The sequence below is a fragment of the Chryseobacterium sp. MYb328 genome (genome assembly GCF_037572595.1).
In the GTDB taxonomy this organism is placed as follows: Bacteria; Bacteroidota; Bacteroidia; order Flavobacteriales; family Weeksellaceae; genus Chryseobacterium; species Chryseobacterium pennae.
The window spans coordinates 115,277-130,112 of the sequence record NZ_JBBGZQ010000016.1; the positions used below are offsets into that span (position 1 = coordinate 115,277).

The following is a 14,836-nucleotide window of genomic DNA, read 5'->3' on the forward strand; positions in this document are numbered from 1 at the left end:
CAATATCCCGCTATTTTTGTAAAAAAATTACATAATGGATTCACAAAACAAGGAACTGAAAAACTTGTTAGTTATCAATTCGAGTGCAAGAACTGCGGGATCTCAAAGTAGAAAGTTGGCAGAAACCCTTATCAATTATTGGAAAAACAAACAAATAAATTATAAAATTCATATTCGGGAACTGGGAAACCAAAACATTCCTCATATAACGGAAGAATGGATAAGTGCTGCATTTAAACCTTTAGAAAATAGAAACCGGGAGGAAGTTAATGCATTAAAGAGAAGTGATGAATATATTACAGAGTTAAAGGATGCAGATATCATTGCTATTGCTTCACCCATGTACAACTGGTCAATACCAAGCAGCCTGAAAGCTTATATCGATCAGATTGTACGGGTTAACGAAACCTGGAAATACAATCCTGATAATATTCAAAATCCATATATAGGTCTTTTAGAAAATAAAAAGGTCATTTTATTACTTACAAGAGGATCTCAGGGTTATGAAAAAGGGAGTTATAATGAACATATTGATTTTCAAACCAATTATCTGAAGAGAGTTTTCAATGTCATGGGAATCTCTGATATTCATGTGGTACATCTTAATGGTGAGGCAAATGATAAAGAAAAGTACAACTTAGCAATCAATTCGGCACATCAAAGAATTATTGACCTCATAGAAACAAAACTCTCCTAATTGTTCAAAATTAAAGTCTATTAAATTAAAGAATAAACATTCTTTAATCGGTTTTATATGTCAATTTATAATGGTAAAAATGAATATAGTAAAAAAGATGTTAGCGCTGTCCTCATTAATTTTTTTATCTGCGTGTCAAAAAAAAGAACCTGAGGCCTTAAAAGAAGCTGTTGCCTTCTATCCAACTCTTTCTATTGCAGGGGAGCAGGCTGTAGTATATAATGATTATCCGGTAGTGCTTCAGGGGAAAAAAGATGTTGAATTAAGACCTAAGATTGATGGTTTTATAGAAGCAATATTGGTGGATGAAGGACAAAAAGTGAAAAAAGGGCAAGTATTGTTTCGTATTTATGCTCCCCAATTTAAAGAGGAGAATGTAGCAGCCATTGCAGGTTTAAGCCGTGCCGAAGCAGAATTAAAAGATGCTGGAATGAAAGTGAAAAAAGTGAAGCCTCTGGTAGAAGAAAGTATCATTAGCAATTATGAATTAGAATCAGCTCAATATAATTTAAAAAGTAAAGAAGCTCTTTTCAAAGTGGCTAAATCAAACCTAAGCAATACAGAAGCAAATGTGAGATACACCCAAATTGTTGCCCCATTTGACGGAGTGATAGGGCTAATTCCTTTTAAAGAAGGTGCTCTTGTAAGCAGCAGTTCCATAAAACCACTCACTGTCATATCTGATATTTCATCTATTCATACTTATCTGTCGATGAACGAGAAGCAATTTTTTGATTTTACTCAACAAACATTCCATGGGAGTTTACAGGAACGGATAGATCAATTGCCTCAGGTAAGTTTGATTTTAGCAAACGAAACTGAATATTCTCAGAAAGGAAAAATTACCAGCGTTAGCGGACAGTTTGATCCTTTAACCGGGAGTATCAATTTTAGAGCAGTTTTCAACAATAAAGAAGGAGTATTGCGAAGTGGTAACAGTGCCAGAGTGCGGGTATTTGAGAAAATTAATAATGCGGTTTTGGTTCCACAAAAAGCAACGTTTGATTTGCAGGGAAAGAGATTTGTGTATGTTGTTGGAAGTAATGCTGTTGTGAAAAGCAGGGAAGTCCGGATTATGGAAAAAGAACCCTCCGGTCAGCAATATATTGTTACATCAGGATTAAATATTGGTGACAGAATAGTGAGTGCAGATATTGGAGGCTTGAAAGATGGAGTAAAAATTAAATTAAAATAAGGCGAGAGTAGATTATGTTGAAGAAATTTATTGAAAACCCCATATTATCAGCTGTAATATCCATTATTATAGTGATCCTGGGGATCCTGGGATTGTCTACATTGCCTATGACACAATATCCTGATATAGCGCCCCCAACAGTAAAAGTTACGGCTAATTATCAGGGAGCCAATGCGGCGGCAGTAATGAAAAGTGTGATTACCCCATTAGAAGAACAGATTAATGGAGTAGAACAAATGGCATTTATGACTTCAAAGGCGAGTAATGATGGTTCCGCTGAAATTACAATTACCTTTAATCAGGGTGCTGATCCTTCAATGGCTGCAGTGAACGTACAAAACCGTGTTAATCAGGCGATGAGCCAACTTCCGGAAGAAGTAGTAAAACAAGGGGTTTCTACCACAAAAAAGCTGGCCACTGAAGTATTTAGTTTTATGCTTTATAGTGAAGTTCCGGAGTATGACGAAATGTTTTTAGAAAACTATACCCGTATTAACCTTACCCCTCAATTAAAACGGATAAGTGGTGTAGGCGATGTAGCTGTGGTGGGGAATAGTGAATACAGTATGCGTATTTGGTTAAAACCTAATGTGATGGCAGCCTATAGTCTAACTCCTACAGATATTATTACAGCTTTAAAAGAACAGAATGTAGAAGCTGCACCGGGAAAAATAGGAGAGAACAGCAAGCAAAGCTTTCAATTCACACTGAAATATACCGGACGTCTGGAAACCCCAAAAGAATTTGGAAATATTGTTATCCGTGCGTTGGGCAATGGAAAAACCCTCTACCTAAAAGATATAGCAGAAATAGATTTGGGAGCCTTTTCTTACGAAACAACACAGACGGCATTTGGTCATCTGGGAACCTATATTGCGGTGAACCAGACAGCAGGATCCAACGCTTATGATATCATTAAAGCCTGTGAAGAAAAACTAAAAGAAGCCGAGAAAAACTTTCCGACAGGAGTTAAATTGGTAATTTATACCAATTCAAATGATTTTCTGTTAGCTTCCATCAGTAAACTTATTTATACACTTATTGAAGCTTTTGTTTTAGTATTTATAGTAGTATTAATATTTTTACAGGACTGGCGTTCTACCTTAATTTCAGCCATTACTGTACCTGTGGCCATTATCGGAACATTCTTTTTCTTAAACCTGTTTGGCTTTACGATCAACTTATTAACTCTATTTGCTTTAGTATTATCCATTGGGATTGTTGTAGATGATGCCATCATTGTGGTGGAAGCTGTACACGCTAAATTACATGGAGGATCCACAACCGTAAAGAAAGCCACGATCAGTGCAATGAATGAACTATCTACCGCAATTATCTCTATTACTTTGGTGATGGCTGCAGTATTCGTCCCCGTTACATTTATTAAAGGTTCTGTAGGGGTTTTTTACAAAGAATTTGGTATCACACTCGCAGTAGCTATATTAATTTCAGCAGTTAATGCCCTAACATTAAGCCCGGCTCTTTGTGCTCTTCTGTTAAAACCGGAATCAGATAGTCATCCCGAGAAGAGAGGTTTTTCTGAACGAATGAAAGTAGCCTTTAACAGCAGTTTTGACCGTATGACTGATCGCTATGTGGATGTTTTAAAATTTCTGAATAAACGATTGTGGCTAGCATTGGGAGCGGTAGTGGTCTTTGCAGGAATATTTGTTTACTTAAGCAAGACAACTCCCACAGGATTTGTTCCCAATGAAGACAGTGGGTTCATTTATGGAAACGTAATTATGCCGCCTTCTACCTCTTTACAGGAAACCGTTCGTATAGCAGATCAAATTGATAGTATAACAGCAACAATCCCACAACTGGGAATGAGAGCACGTTGGGTGGGAGGTGATTTCTTCAGCGGGAAAGGAAGTTCCTATGCTGCTCAGTATGTCAAGTTAAAACATTGGGATGAGCGTAAAGACAAAGGAGACGACTCACAGACTATTGTTCAGGAACTCTTTAAAAAAACAGCGCATATTAAAGGGGCTAATATTGTGTTTTTTGCGGCTCCCACTTTACAGGGATTTGGTAATAATTCAGGGTTTGAATTGCAAATGCAGGATAAAACAGGAGGAGATTATAAGAAATTTGAAGAAGTAATGGGAAAATTCATAAAAGAATTAAGTCAACGTCCCGAAATTATGTTTGCAACAACATCATTTAATACAAATTTCCCACAATATGAAGTTTCTGTGAATGTGGTTAAAGCAAAAGAATCCGGAGTAAGTGTTACAGAGATTCTGACCACTTTACAAGGATACTTAGGAGGTGTTTATGCTACTAATTTTAACCGGTTTGGAAAGCAGTATAAAGTAGTTATTCAGGCGGCGCCAAATTTTAGAGAAAATAAAGAAGCAATTGATGGGTTGTATGTAAAAAACAACGAAGGTACTATGACGCCTATTACTGCTTTTATTAATCTAAAGAAAGTTTATGGTCCTGAATTTTTGACCCGATTTAATTTGTTTAATTCTGCGATGGTTAATGGAGCTCCTAATGAAGGATATAGCTCGGGAGATGCAATTAAAGCGATTGAAGAAGTAGCAACAACCCTTCCAAAAGGATATGGATTTGAATACTCAGGACTTTCAAGAGAAGAAAGCACAAGTGGGAATCAGACCGTGATTATTTTTATTCTATCCATAGTGTTTGTGTATTTCTTATTAAGTGCCCAGTTCAAGAGTTTTATCCTTCCGCTGGCAGTATTGTTTTCATTACCTATTGGTTTAGCAGGTGCATTTATCTTTGCTCAGCTATTCGGGATAGATAATAATATCTTTTTACAAATCAGTTTGATTATGCTTATTGGTCTTTTGGCAAAAAATGCTATTCTGATTATTGAATTTGCACTTCAGCGAAGACTACAGGGACAATCTATAAAAGACGCTGCTATAGAAGGAGCCCGAGCCCGGCTAAGACCGATCCTGATGACATCGCTGGCTTTTATCTTTGGATTATTGCCTTTGATGCTGGCTTCTGGTGCGGGTGCTTTGAGTAATAAATCAATCGGAACAGCTGCAGTAGGCGGTATGCTGATAGGGACATTGATAGGAGTATTGGCTATTCCAGCTTTATTTGTTGTGTTTCAATCCATTCATGAAAGAATCACCGGAAAACCTGTATTGGCTTCAGATGAGGTTCTCAATCCAATACATTAATTAAACATTCCAAAGAGATGGGATGGCCATTTCTTTGGAATATAGTATTACGAAAAAATGAAAATATATCTTAAACTATTAATGACTCTGTGTATTACAGGAGCACTGGTTTCATGCAGCCCGGGTAAAGTTTATCAATTTAAGAAAGAGGTCAATGAACCTTTATATAGAGAAATGAACCAGACGGATACCGTTAGTATTGCACAAATGGGCTGGCAGGAGTTCTTCTCAGATGCTGATTTAAAAAACTTAATCCAATCGGGTTTACAAAACAATCTAGATTTGAAAATGGGTATACAGCGAATTGAGATAGCTCACTCGATGTTAAAGCAGTCCAAAGCTGCATTTTTACCTGATGTGAGGGGAGGAGGAGGATTTAAACAATCAAAAATGTCATATCCGCAGGGTCTTGGAAATAGTAAGAATACGGCTTTATATGATGTATATGCTAATGCTTCCTGGGAAATAGATATATGGGGCAAGTTGGCAAGTAACAAACGGGCTTTCCTCTACAGACTTATGCAGTCAGAGTCTGTGCAGCGAGCTGTACAAACGCAAATAGTGGCGCAAATAGCAGACTATTATTACCAACTTTTAACCTTGGATAAACAGCAGGTCATCTTAGAAAAAACTATTGAAAATAGGGCACTGGATGTAAAAACAATGAAGAGGCTAAAAGAGTCAAATACAGTAACTGGAGCTGCCGTGGTACAAAGTGAGGCAAACTACTACGATGCCCAAGCTGATTTGCCTCGTATTAAAAGAGAGATAAGGGAAGTAGAGAATGCCATAAATGTATTGTTGGGGCAAGCAGCCCAGCCTATAATCCGGGGAAGTTTAGATCATCAAAAAGCCTACTACAATTTGAATGTAGGAGTGCCCTCACAGTTATTAGCGAATAGGCCTGATGTACATGCTATGGAGCTTGAAGTGGCTTCTTATTTTGAAGAGATCAACGTTGCTCAGCGAGCTTTTTATCCTTCATTGACTATCACAGCATCAGGTGGTTTTTCCAGTTTTGAGTTGAACGATTGGTTTTCCTCTACAGGTTTTTTTGCCAATATTGCGGGAGGTCTGATTCAGCCTATTTTTAATAAGCGGCTCAACAAAACTCGTTTAGAAATTGCCCAGGCTAATTATTGGGAAAAAGTATATGATTTTCAAAAAGCTCTCATTACTGCAGGACAGGAGGTGTCGGATGCTTTGTATAGTTATGAATCTGCAACAGAGCAGGAACAGAAACGTATGGTGCAAATAGATAAACTTAGTTTAGCCGTTGATTATACCAAAAAGTTGTTGGTCTATCATTCGTCAACGAATTATACTGATGTATTGACCTCCGAACAGGCTTACCTGAGTTCTCAAATACAACTGACTAATGATCAGTTATTAAAATGGCGTTCAGTTATTAAACTTTATCGTTCATTAGGTGGTGGTGTGAGATAATATAGCTTTTCTAAAAAGTGACGTATATTATCTGTATAAAGCCATACTTATTTTTAGACTTATTCGGGCTTACAAAAAATAGCGCCACTTTAAAAGAAGTGGCGCTATTTGGCTGTTTGTGCCTTGACGAGCATATCTTCAAACACGTTTATTGATGACTTGATAGATTTGAGCCTATCAAGAAATAATTTTATAATCGTAATAGGAGACTTGTTCTATACTGATTAATAATAATGAGTTAAAATCAGTTTAATCTCTGTTTTTAACAAGAATCCATCCGGAAAATTTGATTTCTGTATTTTTCTTCAAAGGTTCTTCCCAGGAAACATAGTACCAGTAGGAATGCGTAGGAACTTTTCTTCCCTGAATGGTCCCGTCCCAAGTAAAATTATTAAAGCGTTTTCCTTCAAAAATTCTATTGCCATATCGGTCATGAATATCAAATTTCAGGTTCGTTTTATATGCTAATGCAGAATAGTTGATGGTGTCGTTATACCCATCTCCATTAGGAGTGATAACATTGATAAGATTAGGAATTGTAACATTGATGTGTATAGGTTGGCAATTATATGCATCTTTCACATAAAAATCATTTTCTCCTCTGATAAGATTAAAGAATGTGTCAGAATCCTGCCATTGGATGCTATCCAAAGAATAACGGTAGGGAGGATGCCCACCTTTTACTTCTATTACTGCACTGTTGCCTGTAATCTGAATTTGTTTGATTACCGGAGTTTCTGCTGCGATTATTTTTACTTCCTGTCTTATGGTGCAGTCACCGGTTTTTAAGTCAACCCAATATACACCAACACCAACGTTGGAAATACTTTGGGTAGTGGCTCCTGTGCTCCATAAGTAAGAAGTAAAACCAAAACCGGCATCTAATGTAGTGTGATCTTCCATACAGATGATTTTATCTTTTAATATAGTGGAAAATACTGGCGGAATAACTGTAAGCGTTACCTTTGCAATACTGCCACATCCGTTGTTATTGATTACTTTGATATAAGCCAATCCATTTGGTGAAACATAATCTGAGGGATTGGTAATTTCATTAGTTTCTAAAAGAGCATCATTATAATTGGCAAAATATTTTTTACTGATTCCTGCTTCAGTGGTAACTACAGCATTTGTCAGGTTAAAGCTTCCTGTTGTCGTATTCTGGATAGAACAGGCTTTGATGGAAGTATCATTCACAAGGGGAACAGGATAAAAATTTAATGTAATTTTAGCAATCCCCACGCAGCCCGATGGGGTACTGATTTTTACAAATAGATCTTTCTGTTCTGATGAATATGCCCCGGGGTTTGTAATTTCATTTGTACCGGTATTCAGATCAGCCAGGGAAGAATAGTACTGGTACTGAACATTATTGAGCGATGTTACGTTAGCCAGAGAAAGATTAAAAACTGCTCTTCCATTGACAGGACATCCATAAAGAACCGTATCTGTTGCCTCCACATCTTTTGGAGTCAATATGATTTTTGCATCAGGATTGTCACAGAAGGTTCCGCTATTGTCTTTCACTATAAGATTTATCGTAGTATCAGAGGTAAAAGAAAAAGCGGTGGGATTAGTCACTGGTGTACCATTCACACTGTAGGAAAATGTATAATTGCTGACATTGCTTACAAACTGAGAATTATATGTTGTAAGATCAACTGTTGCTATTCCTGAAACAGCATTCACACAGGTTTCAGATGGCGTTATTGTGTTTTGAAGAAGAGGAACTTTATCTACATATACTTTAACATTTTTTATTGAATGCCTTGCGCTGGCAGCACCGGTGGAAGCTGAAAATCCGAAATATCCTTGTGTCATACCTGCAGCCCCTCCTGAAGGAGATAAAGACTGATTGACTACCATTGTATTATCAATTTTGATAGTAATAATCCAATTAACAGGGTTAGTGGGATCAATTTGCCCGTTCACTTCTACATGTCTGTAATTACTACCTGTAAAGGGAATTGTGGAGATAAGATCAGGAGTATGATAAGTACTTCCTAAGGTATTATTAAATTCTATATTGGATCCGTTAGGATTTGTACCATACAGAACATGCACTTTACTCATTTGTCCTTCTGTACTGTTATTGAAAATATCAAAGGCTACCATAAGGCCACTGGCATTTCCGGGAATTCCAAGCCCTCCTCCCTGTACATAAGAAGCAGGTGGATTGGCAAGATACCAAAATGCAAATCCATCTCCCTTTCCATAACTGCTGGTGCCGTTTCCGTCTATTCTGAAATCAAATTCCACTTTCCATTTGTCACAATACTTCAGATTAATAGGATCATTGAGCTTAATTCCGCCCACCTGACTAATTTGATCGGCTGTAAGCTGAATAAAATCTGTGTTTACGACAGCAGAAGGAACCAGGCTCCAGCCATTAGTATTTACTGGATTGCCTGAAAGTTGATAGGTTTGTGCATATATGATATTACACAAGAACAAGAGGGTTGCAGTAGCTGTTTTTATACTATTCTTCATAACTTAATTTCTTACCAGGAAAAAACAAAAGGCTTTGGAAAAGCCTTTTGTTTGACAATGTGTTCTAGAGAAAATATTAATTTTTAATAAGCTTTTTAATTATTGTTTTACCATTTTTCACTTTTACATTCAGAAAATAGACCCCATTGGGAAGAGTTTCCATATTAATCTGATTATCACTGAATCTTACAGAAAGCTTCTGACCGGTACTATTAAAAAGGCTTACTTCTTCTATTAAACTGTCTGATTTTATATTGACAATTCCCTTTGTAGGATTTGGATAGACTCCGATGGTAACAACAGCTTTGAGGTCAGCAGTCCCCAATGAAGAATTTGCTTTTATACATCTTACAGACTGTCCGGTGTCACGGCTGCCACTATTGGTAAGCGTAGAAAACTGACTGATGTATAAATGTTCTGCTGATCCGTTATAAGGAGATGGAGTAGAGGTCCATAAATAAAGTCTTGTTTCCGGGGAGAAGATTCCGTTGTAATCTTTTATTCCGGCAGGTACTAATTTTAAATGGCTTGCCAGGGCTGTAGTGATATCCGAAATATTTTCGGCCCCTACCATATACTCAACTTCTGATTGAGAAGGAACTTTCCAATCCGGACCAATGGCTTTACAGGGATCTATTCCATTAATTTCGCTTTGATTAGCTCCGGCAGGTATATCCCATTGATCTGTAGGAATACCTTCGGACCACCAGTTTGAATTTGAATTATATCCTGCAGAGTAGAATAAACTACTTCCTCCACTAATACCAGCAGGATTATTGGGTGATGGGGAAGCGGCACTCAGTGTAGAGCTTCTCAATTGATGCCCGTCATCCCATCTTCCCCATTGGAAAAGATCTCCGTAAGAATCCATATCCGTAAATGAATCTGCTGTTTTGCTGCTTCCCAAATTTTGTTGCAGCCATATTTTCCCGTCAGCTCCCCTTACAGTAGTATATATTACGGTTTGATTTCTATACTGGAAAGTGACACATCCCGTATCGCCAGGATTATTTCCCGGATCTGTATTATTGCATGTTTGAGATGAATTTGCCGCTAAGGAGATCCTTTTTACTTTTGTTGACCCCTCGCTATAAGCAAGCACCAGATAATTATGAACCGGATCTATCGCAAGATCATTGTAAGTTGCCTGCTCCTCTGAAACAAAATTTCCTCCGAAGGTCACCCAATTTTGGCCGGAGTCATCTAACTTATATACGGTGTTTCTTAAAAAATCGTCGTTTTCCCATCTACTGGCAACTACATAAGGATTACCTGAAGCTGTTACTGCCAATGATACGTGTTGTACTTTCCCATCAGAAAAATTATCATTTCCTATTGATATCCATGATGTTCCGTTAAACTTTTTTACATTTATTTTTTTGCCTGCTGACGTAGATGAAACATATGCGACATATAGGTTATTATTACCATCAATAGCTAGATCGGCAGAATATTGTTCTCCGGATGAAGCGGCATCTACAATACTTCCGCCTACAAGAGACCAGGGGTCAGAAGAAGAAGCAGTCAAATCATTCTGATACACTTTTAATCCTCCGGAAACATTTGAAGTATATATTTTATTATTACCAATTACCATTTCAGCAAATTCAGCTCCATTGGAAAATCCTGAGTTTCCAACCTGTTCCCAAGCTCCATTTACAAAACGTTTTACCGTACCCATTCCATAGGATCCATAAGTGAAAAGAATATTTGATGGTGAGACTGCCGAAGCCTGATAATTTGTTGTGCTGCTGGTCGCACTAGGAAGCTGGACCCATGATGTTCCGTTAAAACGTCTTACTTCAAGTCCGCTTCCTTGATTGGTGTAATACAGATTATTACCAGCTGGATCTAAAGATAAAGAATTATAAGTTGCATAACTTGTTGTAATCCCAGGACTTCCACCAACGTAAGACCATGTATTTCCATCAAATTTCTGAACTGAACCTTTTGAAACTGAAATATCATAATACGACAAATAATAATTTCCAGCCTGATCAATAACCAAATTATTAAAACTGCTTCCTCCCGCTGAAATATCCGCTGAAGTACCCACATTTTCCCATTGTTGAGCATTTAAATTTCCAAGGATGATGAGCCCTATCCCTAATCCTACTTTTTGTAAAATTGAATGTGCAATCGTGTGCATAAAATGTTATTTTTATTTATTCTAAATTATTTACGAAATTATTACAAAAAAAAATGAAGGTTGTTATCATTTTCAACCAATCGGTTATCATGGTATGAGATTAAATTGCTGAGTCATTGCTTCAAATGGAAAATATTTTCTATTTTTGACGAAAATCTAATCCTTTATTTATGAAAATAAGCAGTTTTATATCGTTTTGTGCAATCGGTTGCATTACTTCGGGGTTTTTATCTGCTCAACGTTCCATTGAGGTTTTAAACCTTTTGGATTTTCAAAGGAATGAGTTAGTCGCAATTCCTGCAATCGAACTGCAGCCATTCTTAAGTAAGCATAACGAAAAGGAACTTAGAATAAAAGATACAAAAGGAAAATGGCTTCCGATACAATGGATAGATAACGATGGTGATGGTAAAAATGATGAATTGCTTTTTCCTGTTGTTATTGGTTCCGGAAAAACCAACACATACAGTATTATAGCGGACGGAAATGCTCAGATTCCTGAAAGCCGAACTTCTACCTATTCAAGGCTGGTTCCTGAGAGAGTAGACGATTATGCCTGGGAAAATGATAAAATTGCCTTTAGGGTATACGGTCCGAAAGGCCAGGAGGAAGCTCTACGGGGAATAAAAAGCAGTACGCTGTCAAGTGGTGTTGACATTTGGCTGAAAAGAACAGATCGGCCTGTTATCAATGACTGGTACAAAGGATATCTTACTGATCCTATGTATTATCATAAAGACACAAGAGGGGAAGGTTATGATCCTTACCATGTGGGAAACAGCAGAGGAACCGGCGGAATTGGAATCTGGAAAGATGACAGGCTTCAGGTTTCTCAAAATTTTGTAACCTCCAGAACAATTGCTGAAGGTCCTTTACGAACTGTTTTTGAACTTACTTACCAGCCATGGAGCGAATATGGCGTGAAAGAAGTCAAAAGAATTTCTCTGGATCTGGGGTCTAACTTTTCGAAATTTGAATCAACCTTTGAATCAGAAAAATCTGTTCCTAATTATACAATAGGAATTACTTTGCATAAAAACGAAGGAACATCTCAATTGAATGATCAAAATGGATATTATCTTCATTGGGAGAAAATAGACGATGCTTTTGTGGGCGAAGGGATTGTTGTAAATCCAAAAATCGTTGAAAAATCAATCGCTTTTACTTCTGATGTTCCTGATGAAAGTAACCTGTATGTTATTACAAAACCCAATAAAACCTTGTGCTATTATGCGGGATTTGCCTGGCAGAAAAGCGGGCAGGTTCAAACACAGAAGGATTGGGAAAACATGCTTAATAAGCAAGCTAGGATCATTGAAAAGCCATTGGTGGTGAAAATTATAGAATAATGAAATGGTAATTTTTAAATAATAAAAAATGAATCTAAAAATATACACATTTGCGTTAGGGTTGCTGGCGGTTAATTATTCTGCCCAGATTAAGGATACACTGGCGGAGAAAATGCTGATCTATCAGCTTCCCAATGGAGGTTGGGGAAAACAGCTGGAAGACAAGTCAGTGGTGAGTTATGCGCTGCCTATTGATAAAAACCTTTTAAGAAAGATAAAATCTACCGGAGATGATCATGCTACCATTGATAATAACGCAACTTCCAGAGAGATCAACGGATTGATTAAAGCATATGCAGCAACCAAAAATCCGGAATATCTGAAAGCGGCAGAAAAAGGAATTAGCTATCTTCTTACGATGCAGTATGATAACGGAGGTTTTCCGCAATATTATCCCAATACAGGACTCTACAGAAAGCAGGTAACTTATAATGATAATGCGATGATCAATGCCCTGACTGTTTTATACAATGTTGCGGAAGGCAAGAATAATTTTGATGTGATTTCACCTTTCCTGCAAGAAAAATCAAAAATAGCAGTCCAGAAAGGAATCGGATGTATTTTAAAAACTCAGGTGCTCCAAAAGGGGAATCCTGCCATTTGGGCAGATCAGTATAATGAAATGACTTTGCAACCGGACAAAGCAAGGGCTTTTGAACCTATTTCACTAGCCACAGGTGAATCGGTAGGAGTAATAAGATTTTTGATGCAGCAGCCGTTGACTCCTGAAATAGAAAAATCCATAAAAGCAGCAGTAGAGTGGTTTAGGCAGAATAAGATTGAAGGGTATAGTTACAATGTTGCTAAACAGAACGGAAAAGCGGTGAGGATACTGGCTGAAGATAAAAATTCTGTGATCTGGGCCAGATTCTACGATATTCACACCAATAAACCTCTGTTTGGAGACCGTGACGGCAGTGTAAAGTATGATTATAATGAAGTTTCGGAAGAAAGGAGAAATGGTTATAGCTGGTTTGGAGACTTTGCAGAAAAACTGCTCGCTAAGGAATATCCGAAATGGCTGGAAAAGAATAAAATAAAGAAATGATTAACGTCAGACAGGAAGCAGGCTTTAGTCTGCTTTTCTACTAAAAACTAAAGAGAGTACCTCATTTCTGAGGTACTCTTCTTTTTTATTACTACTATTATTAAAGTTTTCTGTTAAAAAGCGTCACAGACATTTCCTCCTAATGTAGCGCCTGCATTAGCTGTAACATCTGCTTTTACATCTGCTGCATTTAGTTTTGCTATGCTGTATGGCGGGGTGAATGCGGTTCCGCTACCATTAATGTTCCCCGTAACATTGATGAAGCTGCTTCCGGTTTGTGTGACCGCAGTAAAGCCACTCATTAAATTAATAGGCTCTTTTACGTTTTCAAAAACATTTCTTTCTACAAGAATATTAGCCTGTACCCCTGCTGCAATACATTTATTGCTCACAGAACTGTTGAAATAACTGTTCAGGATGTGAATCTTTCCAAATCGTACTCTAGGCATACGCTCTCTGCATCCGGGAGCCCACCAGCAACGAACAAAAGTTACATTCAGTTTTCCGGCATCAGCAGTAGCACCGTCACTGGATCCGATAAGGTTAGAAAATCTGTGGTCATCTGTACCCCCTGAGCCACCAGGTTTTGGCGCTTTCAGATAATGAAACTTGGTATAGGAAACCGTAATATAATCGGATTTGTTTTTGATGTCAAAGTTTCCGTCTACGCCATCTCTGAACTCACAGTGGTCTATCCATACATTTCGGCAGTCATCAAGAATAGCGTTGTCCCAGCCATCTGTATCATAAGCTCCCGGACCTTCGAAAATAAGATTTCGGATAATGATGTTGTTACATCTTTTAATGTTGATAATTCCGGAACCGTCTTTGGTCTGATTTGTAGAAACAAGCTTGGCTCCGGTAGCACCATAAATTGTTTTTCCGGTCTGGTCCTGAAGAGATAAACGGGTAGTGATGGTAATGGTTCCGGTTACTTTAATCACTTTTACCGCTGTATTTTCAATAGCCGCTTTTAACTGGGCATAGGTGGAAACTGTCGTTTCTGCAGCGGTTCCTCCACCGGTAGTTCCTCCGTTTTGAGAAGCCCATCCCGGAGCTACACAATTAGCCAGAGGAACAATCTTTTGGGTCAAAGTGTTTTTGATATTGATTTCGCTTTCTGCCAGGTCATTGTTGATGTCTTCGTGACCACATCCGGTCAGAGCAAAAGCAGAGCTTAGAGCTGCCGTAAAGAAGGCAGTCTTGAACATTGTTTTCATAGTTTATATTTTGTGATTTGTTCTGATGTAAAATTATGAAGTTAATATTTAATTATTTTATATTTCACTATATTAATA

General features: G+C 37.7%; 9 protein-coding genes. 6 read left to right on the forward strand and 3 right to left on the reverse strand.

Annotation, left to right across the window (positions count from 1 at the left end; translation table 11 throughout):
* Positions 1 to 34: 34 nt before the first annotated feature.
* The 4 genes from WH267_RS16080 to WH267_RS16095 all read left to right on the forward strand — a co-directional run bounded on the left by WH267_RS16080 (position 35) and on the right by WH267_RS16095 (position 6,502).
* Positions 35 to 697, forward strand: coding sequence for an FMN-dependent NADH-azoreductase (locus WH267_RS16080; protein ID WP_340009685.1), 663 nt, complete (start codon positions 35 to 37; stop codon positions 695 to 697).
* Positions 698 to 776: 79 nt separating this feature from the next.
* A complete protein-coding gene (locus tag WH267_RS16085; protein ID WP_340009687.1) occupies positions 777 to 1,892 on the forward strand; it encodes an efflux RND transporter periplasmic adaptor subunit in 1,116 nt (371 codons plus the stop codon).
* A gap of 14 nt (positions 1,893 to 1,906) precedes the next feature.
* The gene (locus tag WH267_RS16090; RefSeq protein ID WP_340009688.1) at positions 1,907 to 5,056 is read left to right on the forward strand and encodes an efflux RND transporter permease subunit; all 3,150 of its coding nucleotides are present in this window, start codon (positions 1,907 to 1,909) and stop codon (positions 5,054 to 5,056) included.
* Positions 5,057 to 5,113: 57 nt separating this feature from the next.
* Positions 5,114 to 6,502 carry a TolC family protein gene (locus tag WH267_RS16095; RefSeq protein WP_340009689.1) on the forward strand — a complete coding sequence of 463 codons (1,389 nt, stop codon included), beginning with the start codon at positions 5,114 to 5,116 and terminating at the stop codon, positions 6,500 to 6,502.
* A gap of 249 nt (positions 6,503 to 6,751) precedes the next feature.
* Here the strand turns inward: WH267_RS16095 and WH267_RS16100 are convergent, their stop codons facing one another.
* Both WH267_RS16100 and WH267_RS16105 read right to left on the reverse strand, forming a co-directional pair.
* On the reverse strand, positions 6,752 to 8,992 hold the full coding sequence (locus WH267_RS16100; protein ID WP_340009690.1) for a T9SS type B sorting domain-containing protein: 2,241 nt from the start codon (positions 8,990 to 8,992) through the stop codon (positions 6,752 to 6,754).
* A gap of 76 nt (positions 8,993 to 9,068) precedes the next feature.
* On the reverse strand, positions 9,069 to 11,141 hold the full coding sequence (locus WH267_RS16105; RefSeq protein WP_340009692.1) for a T9SS type A sorting domain-containing protein: 2,073 nt from the start codon (positions 11,139 to 11,141) through the stop codon (positions 9,069 to 9,071).
* Between the two features lie 170 nt (positions 11,142 to 11,311).
* On the opposite strand from WH267_RS16105, the gene WH267_RS16110 reads away from it, so the two are divergent.
* Positions 11,312 to 12,490, forward strand: a complete 1,179-nt coding sequence (locus tag WH267_RS16110; RefSeq protein ID WP_340009694.1) for a DUF4861 family protein — start codon at positions 11,312 to 11,314, stop codon at positions 12,488 to 12,490.
* A gap of 28 nt (positions 12,491 to 12,518) precedes the next feature.
* Entirely contained in the window at positions 12,519 to 13,538 is a 1,020-nt protein-coding gene (pelA, locus tag WH267_RS16115; RefSeq protein WP_340009696.1) for a pectate lyase, read from the forward strand.
* 113 nt (positions 13,539 to 13,651) lie between these two features.
* Here the strand turns inward: pelA and WH267_RS16120 are convergent, their stop codons facing one another.
* Positions 13,652 to 14,758 (reverse strand): pectate lyase family protein, encoded by a 1,107-nt coding sequence (locus WH267_RS16120; protein WP_340009698.1) that lies wholly within the window; start codon positions 14,756 to 14,758, stop codon positions 13,652 to 13,654.
* Positions 14,759 to 14,836 lie beyond the last annotated feature (78 nt).

Bases quoted from the DNA above. Each gene is read 5' to 3' on its own strand.
- WH267_RS16095 (WP_340009689.1), top strand. From the start codon at position 5,114: ATGAAAATATATCTTAAACTATTAATGACTCTGTGTATTACAGGAGCA.
- WH267_RS16100 (WP_340009690.1), bottom strand. From the start codon at position 8,992: ATGAAGAATAGTATAAAAACAGCTACTGCAACCCTCTTGTTCTTGTGT.
- WH267_RS16090 (WP_340009688.1), top strand. From the start codon at position 1,907: ATGTTGAAGAAATTTATTGAAAACCCCATATTATCAGCTGTAATATCC.
- WH267_RS16110 (WP_340009694.1), top strand. From the start codon at position 11,312: ATGAAAATAAGCAGTTTTATATCGTTTTGTGCAATCGGTTGCATTACT.
- WH267_RS16105 (WP_340009692.1), bottom strand. From the start codon at position 11,141: ATGCACACGATTGCACATTCAATTTTACAAAAAGTAGGATTAGGGATA.
- WH267_RS16080 (WP_340009685.1), top strand. From the start codon at position 35: ATGGATTCACAAAACAAGGAACTGAAAAACTTGTTAGTTATCAATTCG.
- pelA (WP_340009696.1), top strand. From the start codon at position 12,519: ATGAATCTAAAAATATACACATTTGCGTTAGGGTTGCTGGCGGTTAAT.
- WH267_RS16085 (WP_340009687.1), top strand. From the start codon at position 777: ATGAATATAGTAAAAAAGATGTTAGCGCTGTCCTCATTAATTTTTTTA.
- WH267_RS16120 (WP_340009698.1), bottom strand. From the start codon at position 14,758: ATGAAAACAATGTTCAAGACTGCCTTCTTTACGGCAGCTCTAAGCTCT.